This window comes from Pleomorphochaeta naphthae (assembly GCF_055396005.1).
Window position 1 is genome coordinate 3,409,130 of sequence record NZ_AP042457.1, and the last position, 15,082, is coordinate 3,424,211.

A 15,082-nucleotide genomic window follows, 5' to 3' on the forward strand; every position below is an offset into this window, starting at 1 on the left:
CTTAGCTAAATATAGCTATCCTCCAAATTTATAAATATTTCATAACCTTTGATTATTACACACTTTATCCTTGAATAAATATCGCTATTATTGTAGCATGCAACACAGATTATTGAAAGTGAATAGTTGGTGAATTAAGAATTGTATAGGTAGTTGGCGATGGATTATTTAATGAAAGATTTTGGAAAGATTCTTAAAAAGAATGCTTTAATGATGCGACGGTTGATGTTGAAAGAAAACACAGACTGTATGCGAGTTTATGATAGAAACCTCGAGGACTTACCTGTTAGTGTTGAATTATTTGCCAAGTATGCAAGAATTACTGATTATAGTGAGACTGGGCTTTCAATAGAAATGGAAAATCTTGTTAAAGATATGGTTAGAAGGATGTGCTACATCCAAGGTGAAAATGTAATATTTCACAGACGTGCAAAAAGAAGCAAGAAAGAACAGCACGGGCTTCAGAGTGAGAAAAGTATAACCTTAGAGGTAAAAGAAGCCTCACACCGTTTTAAAGTTGATCTAACGAAAAGAATTGATACCGGTCTGTTTCTAGACCATTATAAAACAAGAAAATTAGTACAAAGTATAAGCGATAATTTAAAAGTGTTAAATTTATTTTCTTATACTGGGTCATTTAGTGTATATGCTGCAGCAGGAAATGCGGCATTAGTAGAATCTGTAGATTTAAGTAAGACTTATACAGATTGGGCAAAGTATAATTTATTTATTAATGGGTATGAAGGAGAAAAGTATCCTTGTATCACTGATGATGCATTAAAATATATTATTGATTCTGTACGTAATAAAAAAAAATACGATTTAGTAATTTTTGATCCTCCCAGTTTTTCAAATAGTAGGAAGATGGAGAGTGACTTTGATGTTCAGCGCGATTATGTAAGATATCTAAAATTAATTAATAATTTATTAGAGAATGGAGGAAAGGTGATATTCTCAACAAATTTGAGCACCTTTCATATGGATCCAGGTCGTCTTAAAGGTTTTGACGTAAAAAATGTAACAAAAGAAATTTTAGCGGATGGTTTTACAAAGAAAAAAGGGACATCAAGAACTTGGATATTAGAAAAAGTTGGTAAAGCAAAACTAACTAAAGAAGACTTTGAAGGAAAGAAATACTTTACCGAAAGAAAAACTGAGAAGAGAAAAAGGAAAAACACAATGGATGAAATCCAAAAAACAGAAGAAAATAATTTTGAAAAAATAATTGCAAATTTAGAAGAAAGTTATCAAGAAAATGATATTGTCAGTGATAATGCTGAATTTGAAGTAGTAGATAGTAATATCGAAATAAATGAAGATAAAGAAGCAGAAACAACTGTTGAGAGAGATGATGATTCATTAGTTATCCATTGGGATGATAGTTATGAACCAAAAAAATCTCCTAGAAGAAATAACTCTCCACGTGGGGATAGACGACCATCAAGAGACAGCAGAGATAGAAGCTTTTCAAGAGATAGAGATGATAGACGTCAATCAAGAGGTAGAGAATATTCTAGAGATAATTGGGATAGAAATTCTTCATTTGATAGAATTGAAAAGAGTTTTACTAGAAGTGATGAGGATAGAAGAGGCTCAAGAGATAGAGACGATAGACGACCATCAAGAGATAATAGAGACAGAAGCTTTTCAAGAGATAGAGACGATAGACGTCCATCAAGAGATAATAGAGATAGAAGCTTTTCAAGAGATAGAGATGATAGACGTCCATCAAGAGATAATAGAGATAGAAGCTTTTCAAGAGATAGAGACGATAGCCGTCCATCAAGAGATAATAGAGATAGAAGCTTTTTAAGAGATAGAGACGATAGACGACCATCAAGAGATAATAGAGATAGAAGCTTTTCAAGAGATAGAGATGATAGACGACCATCAAGAGATAATAGAGACAGAAGCTTTTCAAGAGATAGAGACGATAGACGTCCATCAAGAGATAATAGAGACAGAAGCTTTTCAAGAGATAGAGATGATAGACGTCCATCAAGAGATAATAGAGACAGAAGCTTTTCAAGAGATAGAGACGATAGAAGTTTTTCTAGAGATAATAGAGATAGAAAATACTCAAGAGATGACAGAGATAGAAGAAATAATAGAGACAGAAGTTTTTCACGTGATGATAGGGACAGACGTTCTCCACGAGATGATGATAATAGAAGTTTTTCTAGAGATAATAATTCTACTTATAATGATCGTTATTCAACATCAGATAGGGATAAAACTTCAGTAAAAAGAGTTAAAGGTTCAAAGCCAAAACCTTATGGATTTGAGAAAAAAAATAAGCAAAGAAATGATGAAGCCTATTAGAATTAACTATATTTAGTGGACAACTTTTAAAATTCATAAAAACACATATTTGAACTAATACCCTTAGACAACTAGTAAAAGGGTATTTTTATAAACTTTTTGATTAAAAATAAAATATATTTTAATTGTTATGTCTAGTCACCAACTTAATATTATACTAATATTAAATATAACACTTGATGATAATAGAGTGTATAAGGAGTTAATATATGGATAAGAGTGCATCCTGCGAGTTGCGTCGGCTGACTAATCATGTCAGAAGAAAGCTTATGACCTTTAAAGGTGATAAGAATAATAAGAGACAAACATCTTCTCATTATTACATCATTAATTATATTGCATCAAAAGGTAATGAAGATGTATTTCAGAGAGATATCGACCAAAGATTTTCGTTAAGAAGACCAACAACAACAGAAATCCTCAAGTTAATGGAAAGAAATGGTTTAGTTACAAAGAAATCGGTCGAAAATGATTTGAGACTTAAAAAAGTTGTTTTGACAAAGAAAGCTAGAGTTTTAGGCGAAGAATTTGAAACTTTTTTAGAAGATATGGAAGCTCAAATGACCGAAGGTATATCTCAAGAGCATATGGATATTTTCTTTGAAGTTGTTGAAAAGATGAGACAGAATTTAGAGAATGAGAGTTAATGAAAATTAAGTTAATTTTAGGGAGCTTGAAAGGTTATTATAGAGAAACCTTTCTTGCTCCTTTATTCGTAGTATTTGAAACATTGTTGTTTGCACAAATACCATTTATAATTGCAAGATTGATTGATAATGGTATAACTGCAGCTAATCAAGAATATATAATAGATACAGGATTGTATTTATTAGGTGTTACATTGTTAATGGCGGCCTCTGGTATTTTAGGCGGGATTGTTGCAGCGAGAGGGGCTGCTGGTTTTAGTAAAAACTTGCGCCATCATTTATTTTATAAAATTGAAAATTATTCATTTTCAAATTTGGATAAATTTTCGTCTTCCTCATTGATTGTAAGGCTGACCACAGATGTACAAAGACTGCAAAATATGTATCAAATGTCGATTCGTGGATCTTTTAGAGCTTTAAGTAGTTTAGTTTTTGCTATATACATGTCGTATATAATAAGCCCAAAATTATCAATGACATTTTTATTTGCTGTTCCTGTTTTAGGTGTTTTATTAGTAATAATAATAAAATTAGCTTTTCCAAGATTTGAGAAAGTTTTTAAAGAAATCGATAATTTGAATAGAGTAGTTAAAGAAAACTTAGATGGCATTAGAGTTGTGAAAGCATACGTGCAAGATGAATATGAAATTCAGAAATTTAATGACCGAAATTCGAGACTTGAAAAGTTGTATGTAAGAGCCTATAAACTGATGGTTTCTGTAATGCCGATGATGTTGTTATGTGTTTTTGCAATTACAATCATAATAGTTTTTCTTGGTTCAAAAATGGTAATAAATTCGACATTAACAACTGGTCAATTAGTAAGTTTAGTAAGTTATACTAGTATGGCTTTGTTTGGTCTTATAATGTTTTCTAGTATTTTTGTTATGGCTATTGTTTCAGCACCTAGTGCTAAGAGAGTAATTGAAGTATTAGACGAAGTTGAAGATATAAGAGATAAAGAAGGGGCCATTACTACTTTAGATAATGCAGACATCGAATTTAAAAATGTTAATTTTAGTTATTTGAAGAGAGACGATAAACTTTGTTTAGAAAATATTAATCTGAAAATCAAGCAAGGCGAAAGTGTGGGAATTTTAGGATCAACAGGATCTTCTAAATCAACTTTAGTAAATCTTTTGCCTAGGTTATATGATGTTCAATCAGGGACATTAACTATTGGAAATGTAGATGTTAGAGACTATTCTTTAGAAGTTTTAAGAAATAATATATCTTATGCATTGCAAAAATCAGTATTATTTTCTGGAACTATTAAAGAAAACCTTTTGTGGGGAAAACCTGATGCTACAGAAGAAGATATGATTGAAGCTTGTAAGATTGCTCAGATTCATGATTTTATAATGGACCTTGAAGGTAAATATGATTATAGGATTGAAAGAGGTGGGGTTAATGTTTCTGGTGGACAGAGACAAAGATTAGCCATAGCAAGAGCTTTAATAAAATCGCCTAAAATTTTAATTTTAGATGATTCTACTAGTGCCGTAGATATGGCTACTGAAGCTAGAATTAATAAAGGACTAAGTGATAAATTGCCTAATACTACAAAAATTATTATTGCACAAAGAATATCAAGTATTGAAAAATGTGATAATATAATTGTTTTAGATGAAGGAAAAATAGTGGGCCAAGGAAAACATAGCGACTTATTAGCAAATAATTACATATATCAAGAAGTGTATTACACTCAAAAAAAGGAGGTTGGTGATGCCTCCATTTAGTGGTAGAGGCCATGGGCCTCATGGTAAAGTTGTAAAACCTAAGTCATTAAAAAAAACTACATTACGTTTGTTAAAATATTTAGCTCCATATAAATTTAAATTAATTTTAGTTTTTATTTGTATTATATTAGCAGCTACTACTACAATTGCTTCTTCTGTCTTTTTGAGATTTATAATTGATTATGGGATAACCCCTTTGTTAGGAGTAGAAAATCCTGATTTTTCTTATTTCTATAAGACAATACCACTCTTTGCAGCAGTACTAATAGTAGGTGTTTTAGCTATGTATTATTACGCTAATGCAATGGTTAAAATTTCTCAAAAAGTATTAAAGACACTACGAGCTGAAATGTTTTCACATATGCAGAGCTTGCCACTAACTTATTTTGATACTAACGGACATGGAAATATAATGAGCCGTTACACAAATGATATAGATGCAATGGTTACTTTGTTAGCACAAAGTTTACCACAATTATTACTTGGACTTTTACAATTTATTGGAATATTAATAGCCATGCTTTTAACAAGTTGGAGATTATCAATTGTTGCATTTATTTTATTAGCCGGAATGTTATTTGTGGTCAATGTAGTTGGAAAATCCTCAGGTAAATTCTTTTCAAAGCAACAAGCTTCATTAGGTGAAGAAAATGGATTTATTGAAGAGATGATTGCAGGACAAAGAGAAGTTAAAGTTTATAATCAGCAAGATCAAGTAAATGCTAGGTTTGATAAACTGAACCATGTGTTGTATGAGAACACAAAAAAAGCAAATGGTTTAGCTAATATCTTTATGCCCTTGATGACAGGTTTGAGCTACATTCAATATTTAATTTTAGCAATGATTGGTGGACTTTTATCAATAAACGGTTATACTGCCATCACTTTAGGTGTTATAGTGAGTTTTTTACAATTGTCTAGAAATCTTGCACAACCCGTTTCCTCTTTAGGTCAACAGATAAATTCCTTAATGTTAGCTCTTGCAGGTGCAGAGCGGATTTTTGAGTTAATTGATGAAAAGAGTGAAACAGATAGTGGTTATGTTGAATTAATAAATGCTAGAGTTGAAGATAATAGTAAAATTGTAGAATGTAAGGAAAAAACTTGTCATTGGGCATTTAAAGATGGTGATAAGATTACTTTATTAAAAGGTGAAGTCGAACTTAAAAATGTAAATTTTTCATACAACAAAGAAAAACAGATTTTAAAAAATATTAATGTTGTGGCAAAGGCTGGGCATAACATAGCTTTTGTTGGTTCTACTGGAGCTGGAAAAACTACAATAACAAATTTAATTAATAGATTTTATGATATTGATAGCGGTGCAATTTACTATGATGGAATTGATATTAAAAATATTAAGAAACCAGATTTGCGTAGGGCGTTAGGTTTTGTATTGCAAGATACAAATTTATTTAGTGGAACTATTAAAGAGAATATTCGTTATGGTAACTTAAATGCCAGTGATGAAGAAGTCTATAATGCTGCTAAATTAGCAAATGCTGATCATTTTATTTCTCTTTTGGAAGATGGGTATGATACTTATTTAGATGGTGAAGATAACCTATTATCTGTTGGGCAAAGACAGCTACTTGCAATAGCAAGATGCGCAGTTGCTAATCCTCCAGTAATGATTTTAGATGAAGCAACAAGTAGTATCGATACTAGAACTGAAAAGATTGTTCAAGAAGGTATGAACAAATTAATGCAGGGTAGGACGGTCTTTGTAATTGCTCATAGATTATCAACAATTAGAAATAGTGATGTAATAGTTGTATTAGATAAAGGTGAAATTATCGAAATGGGAAACCATAAAGAATTAATAGACAAAAGAGGTGCTTATTATCGATTATATACAGGATTGACCAAATTAGATTAAAAAATAAAGATTGCTAAATTGCTTTGTGGAAGTTACAATTCTAAAGAGGTAACTTCCCTTTTTTTTATATTTTTTTGTGTTAAAATATATATTGACATTTTTTATCTAATGAAGCATAATCCTTATAGATAATTAATTTCAATAAGGATAATTTATGGTAGAAAGAAGACAAACAATTCAAAGGGGGTTAGTACTCGATGCAGTTAAGGTGTTGTATAACCACCCAACAGCTCAAGAAGTATATGATTATATTCATGCCTCGCATCCAAGCGTAGGAAAAGCCACCGTATACAGAAATTTGAATTTATTAGTCGATGAAGGAAAGTTGAGAAGAATTTTTGCCATAGATGGTCCAGATCATTATGATTGTACAACTCATAGCCACCAACATATAGAGTGTAGAATTTGTAAGAAAATTATTGATGTTAATTTACCTATTGATAAGGCAAGTATCATCAATGTTGAAAAATCAACAGGGTTTTCAGATATTGATGAAAACATAATAATAACAGGAATTTGTCCTGAATGTTTAAAAAGTGCTAAAAAATAATTTAGCAAAGGAGTAAAAATAATGGAATTTAAAGGTTCAAAAACTGAAAAGAATTTGATGGATGCATTTGCTGGAGAATCCCAAGCACGTAATAAGTACACTTATTACGCATCAAAAGCGAAAAAAGAAGGTTATGTTCAAATTGCAAATCTTTTTTTAGAAACAGCCGATAATGAAAAAGAACATGCTAAATTATGGTTCAAATTGTTACAAGAAGGTGGAGACATTCAAGATACAATGACAAACCTAAAAGATGCAGCTAGTGGTGAAAATTACGAATGGACTGATATGTATAAGAGAATGTCTGAAGAAGCTGCTGAAGAAGGTTTTACTAAAATCTCAAAACTATTTAGCATGGTAGCTGATATTGAAAAAGAACATGAAGCTAGATATTTAGCACTTCTTAAAAACATTGAAGATGGCGTTGTATTCTCACGTGATGGAGATATGGTTTGGAAATGTTCAAATTGTGGCCATATTCATGTTGGTAAGAAAGCTCCTGGAATTTGCCCAGTATGTGCGCACCCACAAGCTTATTTCGAATTAGTTAGTAAGAACTATTAATTAATTAATTAATAATACCATGGGCTATCCTCTTGGATGGCCATTTTTATGTCTAAATTGTTGTAAAAAAATCTCAGTTAATACTAACTGAGATTTATTATATTTATAACACAATAGCACATTGTATATAATTTTTAATTTATTGAAAAAGTTACTTGTATGTTGCTTATGTAATTACCAGGTTGATCTACATTTAAGGCATCCCATGTTAATTTGAAATTAGCAGTATCAGTTGATGCATAGTAAATTGCTTGCGATAATGGAATGTTATAAGTGTAAAGATTAGAACCTGATGGGAAATTAGAAAAAGTTACACCTTCTATATTAGTAGTGTCTTCAATTTTCATTGCTTGGGTATCGATGATATAACTATTGTTACCTAAAGCAATATTTCCGTTAGAATCTAGTAGTTGAAAAAAACCAACTTCAAGTTCAATATTCAAATTGAAATCGTCAAAATTTGTTCCAGTTATTCTTATAGAAAATGGGGATAATTCCCAAGAGTTAGTTAAAAATAGGTCTTCATTTCCTGCTGTTTGTGATATTGTAGTTCCATCATCTATAGGAGTATTGTTATAATAAAGTTGAGTGACAAAATCTTGAGCTGATGCATATGCAATGATAGTTGTACTTTGATCTTCAGTTGAAATTGAAATATCGTTAATAAAAGATGGAGCAGATGATATTACCTCTTGTTCAGCAAAGATTGAGTAAATTGCTAACAAAGATAATGTAAATATCATATATATTTTTTTCATTATTATCTTACTCCTAAAATAGTTATAAAAAAATTATAACTTTTTATATAAGCTAATTAATTAGCCTAATATTCTGAAACACTGATAGTTATATCAGTGAGGTATCGTCCTGCATTAATAGTTTCCATTTCCGGACTTCTGATATTAAAAGAAAAGGTGGGAATGTCAGGATTTGTTGTATCGTAATAAACACCTTTTTGTAGATTTAATATCCCGTTAGAAGGATTTTTGTTAATTATTTCTGGAGAACTGGAAATGAAATAGTTACTTGCTCCTTCAATATAGTAATAATTGGATATTGAAACACTTATCTTAGGGGATAAGTTGGAATTTACGGATCCTATAAATGTTACTATAAAATCATCAGTAGTAAATCCTTCTCTTAGATTAAATGGATTATTGACTTCGTCTAATGAATTATGAACTCCATCTTGGTCTATATAAAATTCACCTGTTGTTATATCTGTATCTTCACTTATCTGAGAATAATATCTTTTCATTACTAATTGCCCTTCAATGCTAGAATTTAAAATAATCTGGGCATCAGCATAAAGAGGTAAGCTAATAATAAAGCTAACAAACAATATAATGAGCTTTCTAATCATGTTTTCCTCCTATAGTAAAGATATTTGTTTTTTTGTTCTTTCATTTATTAATATATTGGAAGCCTTCTCTTATGTCAATAGTTGCACACTGATATGAATTAAGATGTTATATTAATAATAATTATAGAATTGGAAAATTTAAACTTATAGATCTAAATAGTGTATTTTTAGTCAAAATATAGTATTTATGTGATTATTTATCAAATAAATATTCTTTATGTAAGATAATAAAAAAATGAATGTTATGACAAAATTAGCTTATTTTCAAGTTTGTTCAAGGCTTTTTATAATTTTAAATCTAAGAAATCTATGGGGTTTTTAGAGACAAATAAATCAATTTCTTCATCGGAAAATGGACTTTTTTCAAATATATTAAAATATTGGGAGTATGATTTAACTTTAAATAGGTTTACTGAAAAGTCTGATCCAAATAAAGAATGGGTGACTATATGATCTCTAATGTTTTTATTTTCTTCTAAATTTAAAAAATTTATAAATTCACAATAAAATTGTGGGTTACATCCACTAAAAGAGAAGTCTAAATATACATTGGGATAATTTTTCATCAAATCTATTATATTATAGAACCAAGGACTAGTTGGAAGTCTTTCATTTTTAGGTTTTATTAAATTTTGAGCAATGATTGTCGCAGTTGGTATATTACTTATTGAGCTATATTGCTTACCGCTGTGAGCAAAATCAAGTTTGAGAGTTGGGAATTCCTTTAATACTACTTCCCAACTTTTTGGATTTGTATAAGCCCAAGCTTCTTTTGTTGGGATTGTCCTAAAACCCTGGTCATCGCAGTGAGTTATTATAGGTAAATTGTTATCGCAACAAAATTGGTAAATATATAAAAGTTTTTCTAATTCTTTTTTATCTTCAGGCCAGGGATTTAATCCTAAAGGGGGATAAAATTTTATTCCATAAAATTTCTTTTTTGAAGAACTTTTTCTGTTAATATGGTGAGTTTTATTAACATATATATTTATAATATCTTTGATAAATTCAATTGAGTGGGCAGGCGTATTTATTCCAAGTAAGGGGAAAAACTCTAAGATACCGTCTTTATTATATCTTTTGTAATCTTTAAATGAGGTTAAGGTGTCATCTATATATTTTATTAATTTAGTTTCTCTACTAACTGGATAATAAATTTTAGAAAAATCTTTATGATTGTTAGTAAAATCCATTAATAACGGTATTAGTGCAAACTTATCATAAACTTTATTTCTAAAATGTAATTTGTTATCATATATATAGAGAGAAAAAAGTTCTAAATCTTTTTCACTAAGTTTGTCTTTAAATTTTCCTCTTAAATCATCTTCCATCATTGCAAATGTTTCACCAATTGGTTTATCAAAAGCTAATAAAAGGTTCATTAGTTTATTATTTAATACGGTATAATTTGCTCTAGATCCTTCTAATATATAAGAAGTGGAGAAAAAGCCACTAGTTAGCAAATCAGTAATTCCTGAGTTTAAAGAATTAATTGCACTAATAAAGTCAGGATGATTTAAATTCATCGCATGCATGTGTGAATCAAAGAAATATTTCATACCTAATTATATATAGAAATTGTAATTTTTAGCAATTGTATTGTAAAAAAAGATTAAATAGGTAATATGTTCTATATAATGTCATAAGTATGTATTAGGTTGATTAAAATAGTAATAGATGGAAACTAATTAAATTAATTACTTATCAAATAAAGAATTAATAATGTAATAAGTTGTGTATAAGTCTCTTTAAAAGAGTAAAAAAATCTCTTAAATAAATATTGTGTTTAATTAATATAAAAAACTATTGACATAAGACGTTACTAGTCTTATGATTAAAACATAATCAATCTAAAGAATAAAAAATAAATAAGGAGATAAGATTATGAAGAAAAAATTAATCATAACATTAGCAATGTTAGCAATAGTATCAAGTTTTGTAATGGCTGCAAAACAAAAGGTAACTTCTTCTGGAGAAGATGGAGTAGTCTTACCCGATTTTACTACAAATTTATCAGCAGAGGGTGGGGAGTCAACATCAGTTGTAGCTGATGCAGAAAACGTAGATTTTATATTTACTCTAGAAGCTCAAAATGGTTCAGCTTGGGTTGATGCTAATGGACAACAAGTATTTGATGCCGATTGGGATGTAAGAGATGGATTTAATGTCGATTTCAGAGTAAAAGCTATAGCAGGATCTTCAAATAGTGCACAAACAATTAAAGTTAATGTACAAGTTGGTAATTTATTCCGTGAAGGCGCAACAAATTCAGAGTGGAGTAATTATTATAATGCAGGCCAAGGTATTTTATCTAGTGTATATGGTAATTCTGGCTTTGATTCTCTAGCTTCAACTGTTGGCAGTAAAAATGGTAATTTTACTTTCAGTACTAAAGCAAATAGATACTATGCTACAGATCCAGGAACAGTTAACTTTAAACTAGCCTATGGCGGAGATGAAGAAGCTCCTGCTGGTAGATATGAAAGTGATGTAACTATCTCATATAGTGTTCAATAAAATGAAATAATAAAAAACTCCTATTAAATTTTAGGAGTTTTTCTATTATATTTTGTAATTTAAATAATCCTCTTTCAAATAACAAGATTTGTTAATTCTAAAGAGGATTTTATTTATTTTAATGGTAATTAATTATTTAATTCCCATTTTCTTTTTCATTTTTGCCCAAGTATCTCTAAGAGTTACTGTCCTATTAAATACCAAATGATCTGGAGTGCTATCTTTACAATCAACACAGAAATATCCATTTCTTATAAATTGTAAATAATCGCCAACTTTAGCTTCTTTGATATATGGTTCAATCATTGCGTCTTTTACAATAACTAAAGATTCAGGGTTTAAATCATCTAAGTAATTTCCAGTATCTTTACCTGGATATTCACTTTTAAATAATTTATCATATAATCTAACTTCAGCTTTTGCAGCATGTTTTACAGAAACCCAATGACTAGTTCCTCTTACTTTTCTCTTATCCGGAGTTGTTCCACCACGACTTTCAGGATCATAAGTACAATGAACAGTTGTGATTTTACCATTTTCATCTTTTTCAAAACTAGTAGCTGTCACATAATAAGTATATTTTAATCTGATTTCATTACCAGGGTACAATCTATGATATTTTCTTGGAGGAACTTCCATAAAGTCTTCTCTTTCGATATATACTTCTTTACTGAATGGAATCATATGAGTTTTAGAATTAGGATCTTCTGGATTATCAATTGCCTCAAAATATTCAACTTTATCTTCAGGATAATTGTCAATTACAAGCTTAATAGGATCTAAGATTGCCATAATTCTAGTAGCTCTTTTGTTTAAGTCTTCTCTAACACAGAATTCCATTAAAGAATAGTCTACAACACCTTCAGTTTTAGCAACACCAACTCTGTCGATAAAATCTCTCATAGATTCAGGAGAGTATCCACGTCTTCTAACTCCACTTATAGTAGGCATTCTAGGATCATCCCAACCTTCAACAAGTTTAAGTTTTACTAGATTTAATAATTTTCTTTTACTCATAAGCATGTAATTAATATTTAATCTTGCAAACTCATATTGATGAGGAGTGTGATCAATTCCATCTATCTCTGTTGCCCAATCATAAGCAGGTCTGTGATCTTCAAATTCTAAAGTACAAATAGAATGAGTAATATGTTCAATTGCATCACTGATAGGATGGGTAAAGTCGTACATAGGATAAATACACCACTTATCACCAGTTCTAGGGTGAGTAGCAAATTTAATTCTATAAAGAGCTGGGTCCCTTAAATTTATATTAGGGGATGCCATATCTATTTTTGCTCTAAGAGTATATTTGCCTTCAGGATGTTTTCCTTCTTTCATTTCCATAAATAGTTTTAGATTTTCTTCAATACTTCTATCTCTATCAGGAGAATTTTTACCAGGCTCAGTTAAAGTCCCTCTATATTCTCTCATCTGTTCAGGTGTTAGTGAATCAACATAGGCTTTACCTTCTTTAATTAGCTTAACAGCTATTTCAAAGAGTTGTTCATAATAGTCAGATGCATAATACTCATAATCTCCCCAATCAAAGCCTAACCATTTGATATCTTTTTTGATTGATTCGATGTATTCAACATCTTCTTTTGTTGGATTAGTATCATCTAATCTTAAATGACATCTACCACCATATTTTTGAGCTAAGCCAAAATTTAAACAGATAGATTTGATATGACCAATATGTAAGTATCCATTTGGCTCCGGTGGAAATCGTGTTACTATTTCGTTGTTTGGCACACGATTGTTCTTTAAATCATCTTCGATGATTTTTTCCAAAAAGTTTAGAGGTTTTTCTTTTTTTTCTTCTAACTCCATTTTTCCGTCCTTTGCCCTTTCAAAGGGGCCTTTAACTTATGGCAATAATAGCATGATGACCTAATTAAAGAAAAGTATTTATTGATAAAACAGAGTTAAATAAATATAAAAAAAAGCTATTTTTTCAAGTATATAATATCTTTAACATCTACAAATTCGTTATTTGTTAAATAATATCCAAAGGAGATCGCATCTTTTGCAGCTGGTAGAGTGGCTTTTGAAATAAGTGTATCTTCTATAAAAAAAGAAAAGGTGTCTTTTTCTCTTATCAGTTTAGTTTTTAACATTTCTTTGTTATTGAAAGATTTATTAATAACATTCGTTATTGTTTTATAACCATTAAAAGAAGTTGTAACTGAAATTTCATTATTAAAGTCTAAAGAGAAAAAAGTTTTTTCAGTAATAGAAACAATCAATGAGATATTTCTATGTTTTAAAGAAATTGAACTATTAAATTCAAAGTTTTCATCACTTACTGCTAAGAAGTAACTATCATCACCTTTAGCTTCAAATCTATTATAAGAGAGGCTCTTAATTTTGCCTTTATTTATCCAATTCATTTCTCTAGGAGTTATTTTTTTCATATAATGATGATTATAAGAAACAAGAGGCAATAGTGCAATATTAAATACATTGTATTATTATGATAATTGTTCTAAACTAAGGTGAAAATAATTAGAGGTAATATATGATATTTATTATAGGTGAATATGTTATAGACTTAGTGGATGACAAAAATAATAATTATATTCGTCATTTAGGTGGATGTGGTTTAAATTGTGCAATAGCTTGTGCAAATCAAGAAGTACCCACAGCTTTTGTTTCTCCTATTTCTCAAGATGCAAATGGAAAAAAAGTTATAAATTATTTAATCGAAAAAGAAATTTTGTTCGATCCTGATTTATGTAATAATCCAGCTCCTTCTACATTAGCCTTAGCTACAATTGATGAGAAGGGAGCGGCTAAATATGATTTCTATTTAAAGAATACAGCTTCTATGGTTTTATCAAGTGAAGAGCTATTAAATACTCTTTCAGCTAATAACGATATTAAAGCTGTACATGTTGCATCTCTTTCTTTATTAATAAATCCAACAAGTTCTGCAATTGTAGATGTTTTATCTTTTTTAAATCCTAGACCAATTGTTTTTGTAGACCCAAATATTAGAGCACAAGAAGTTATAAAAATTCCAAACTGGAAAAAGAAATTAACTGATATTTTTGAATTAGCAAATATAATTAAATTAAGTGATGAAGATTTAGCCTTTATTTTTGATAATTTAGATGAAAAAGAGGCAATAAAAGCTCTTCATGATATAAATCCTAAAGCTCATATATTGTTAACAAAAGGTGCAAAAGGAGCTAGTTGGATTACAAATGATAATAAAGTTTATAATCAAAATAACTACGAAGTTAAAGTTGTAGATACTATTGGCTCAGGGGATACCTTTTCAGGTGCTATATTAGCCTATTTATCAAAAGAGGGAGTTTTTGGAGATTATGATGAAGACCCTAAATTTGAAATAAATGAAGAAATTATAAAAAAAGCCTTAAGATATGCTTGTTATAGTGCTTCTTTAAATTGTGCAAAGGCCGGTTGTAATCCTCCAACTGCAAAAGAAGTAGAAGAAATATTATAAAATGTGAGTTAGATATAAATACAATTTTT

13 protein-coding genes are annotated in these 15,082 nt (G+C 29.7%); 8 read left to right on the plus strand and 5 right to left on the minus strand.

The features are described 5' to 3' along the window. The first annotated feature begins 159 nt into the window (after window positions 1–159). The 6 genes from ACZ5SO_RS15485 to rbr all read left to right on the plus strand — a co-directional run bounded on the left by ACZ5SO_RS15485 (window position 160) and on the right by rbr (window position 7,701). Window positions 160–2,322, plus strand: a complete 2,163-nt coding sequence (locus tag ACZ5SO_RS15485; RefSeq protein ID WP_464625846.1) for a class I SAM-dependent methyltransferase — start codon at window positions 160–162, stop codon at window positions 2,320–2,322. Between the two features lie 209 nt (window positions 2,323–2,531). Continuing rightward, the gene (locus tag ACZ5SO_RS15490; RefSeq protein ID WP_464625848.1) at window positions 2,532–2,969 is read left to right on the plus strand and encodes a MarR family winged helix-turn-helix transcriptional regulator; all 438 of its coding nucleotides are present in this window, start codon (window positions 2,532–2,534) and stop codon (window positions 2,967–2,969) included. Continuing rightward, the gene (locus ACZ5SO_RS15495; RefSeq protein ID WP_464625850.1) at window positions 2,969–4,708 is read left to right on the plus strand and encodes an ABC transporter ATP-binding protein; all 1,740 of its coding nucleotides are present in this window, start codon (window positions 2,969–2,971) and stop codon (window positions 4,706–4,708) included. The genes ACZ5SO_RS15490 and ACZ5SO_RS15495 overlap by 1 nt, the downstream gene beginning before the upstream one ends. Beyond that, complete coding sequence (locus ACZ5SO_RS15500; RefSeq protein ID WP_464625852.1) at window positions 4,695–6,587, plus strand: ABC transporter ATP-binding protein; 1,893 nt, start codon at window positions 4,695–4,697, stop codon at window positions 6,585–6,587. Before ACZ5SO_RS15495 ends, ACZ5SO_RS15500 begins: the two co-directional genes overlap by 14 nt. A 154-nt stretch (window positions 6,588–6,741) precedes the next feature. Then, a complete protein-coding gene (locus tag ACZ5SO_RS15505) occupies window positions 6,742–7,137 on the plus strand; it encodes a Fur family transcriptional regulator (protein WP_464625854.1) in 396 nt (131 codons plus the stop codon). A gap of 21 nt (window positions 7,138–7,158) precedes the next feature. Next, window positions 7,159–7,701 carry a rubrerythrin gene (gene rbr, locus ACZ5SO_RS15510; RefSeq protein ID WP_464625855.1) on the plus strand — a complete coding sequence of 181 codons (543 nt, stop codon included), beginning with the start codon at window positions 7,159–7,161 and terminating at the stop codon, window positions 7,699–7,701. 134 nt (window positions 7,702–7,835) lie between these two features. Here rbr and ACZ5SO_RS15515 read toward each other — a convergent pair whose 3' ends face one another. The 3 genes from ACZ5SO_RS15515 to ACZ5SO_RS15525 form a co-directional block, all read right to left on the minus strand. Next, window positions 7,836–8,459: a hypothetical protein gene (locus ACZ5SO_RS15515; protein WP_464625856.1), complete on the minus strand. Its 624-nt coding sequence runs from the start codon at window positions 8,457–8,459 to the stop codon at window positions 7,836–7,838. Between the two features lie 65 nt (window positions 8,460–8,524). Beyond that, window positions 8,525–9,064 (minus strand): hypothetical protein, encoded by a 540-nt coding sequence (locus ACZ5SO_RS15520; RefSeq protein WP_464625857.1) that lies wholly within the window; start codon window positions 9,062–9,064, stop codon window positions 8,525–8,527. Between the two features lie 284 nt (window positions 9,065–9,348). Then, on the minus strand, window positions 9,349–10,623 hold the full coding sequence (locus tag ACZ5SO_RS15525; protein ID WP_464625858.1) for an amidohydrolase family protein: 1,275 nt from the start codon (window positions 10,621–10,623) through the stop codon (window positions 9,349–9,351). 325 nt (window positions 10,624–10,948) lie between these two features. Here ACZ5SO_RS15525 and ACZ5SO_RS15530 point away from each other — a divergent pair, with 325 nt between their 5' ends. Further along, complete coding sequence (locus ACZ5SO_RS15530) at window positions 10,949–11,581, plus strand: hypothetical protein (RefSeq protein WP_464625859.1); 633 nt, start codon at window positions 10,949–10,951, stop codon at window positions 11,579–11,581. Between the two features lie 132 nt (window positions 11,582–11,713). Here ACZ5SO_RS15530 and ACZ5SO_RS15535 read toward each other — a convergent pair whose 3' ends face one another. Together ACZ5SO_RS15535 and ACZ5SO_RS15540 are read right to left on the minus strand one after the other, a co-directional pair. Next, window positions 11,714–13,414 (minus strand): glutamine--tRNA ligase/YqeY domain fusion protein, encoded by a 1,701-nt coding sequence (locus ACZ5SO_RS15535; RefSeq protein ID WP_464625860.1) that lies wholly within the window; start codon window positions 13,412–13,414, stop codon window positions 11,714–11,716. 116 nt (window positions 13,415–13,530) lie between these two features. Beyond that, the gene (locus ACZ5SO_RS15540) at window positions 13,531–13,998 is read right to left on the minus strand and encodes a hypothetical protein (protein WP_464625861.1); all 468 of its coding nucleotides are present in this window, start codon (window positions 13,996–13,998) and stop codon (window positions 13,531–13,533) included. A 104-nt stretch (window positions 13,999–14,102) separates the two neighbouring features. Here ACZ5SO_RS15540 and ACZ5SO_RS15545 point away from each other — a divergent pair, with 104 nt between their 5' ends. Further along, window positions 14,103–15,053: a carbohydrate kinase family protein gene (locus ACZ5SO_RS15545; protein WP_464625862.1), complete on the plus strand. Its 951-nt coding sequence runs from the start codon at window positions 14,103–14,105 to the stop codon at window positions 15,051–15,053. The last annotated feature ends 29 nt before the right edge of the window (window positions 15,054–15,082 follow it).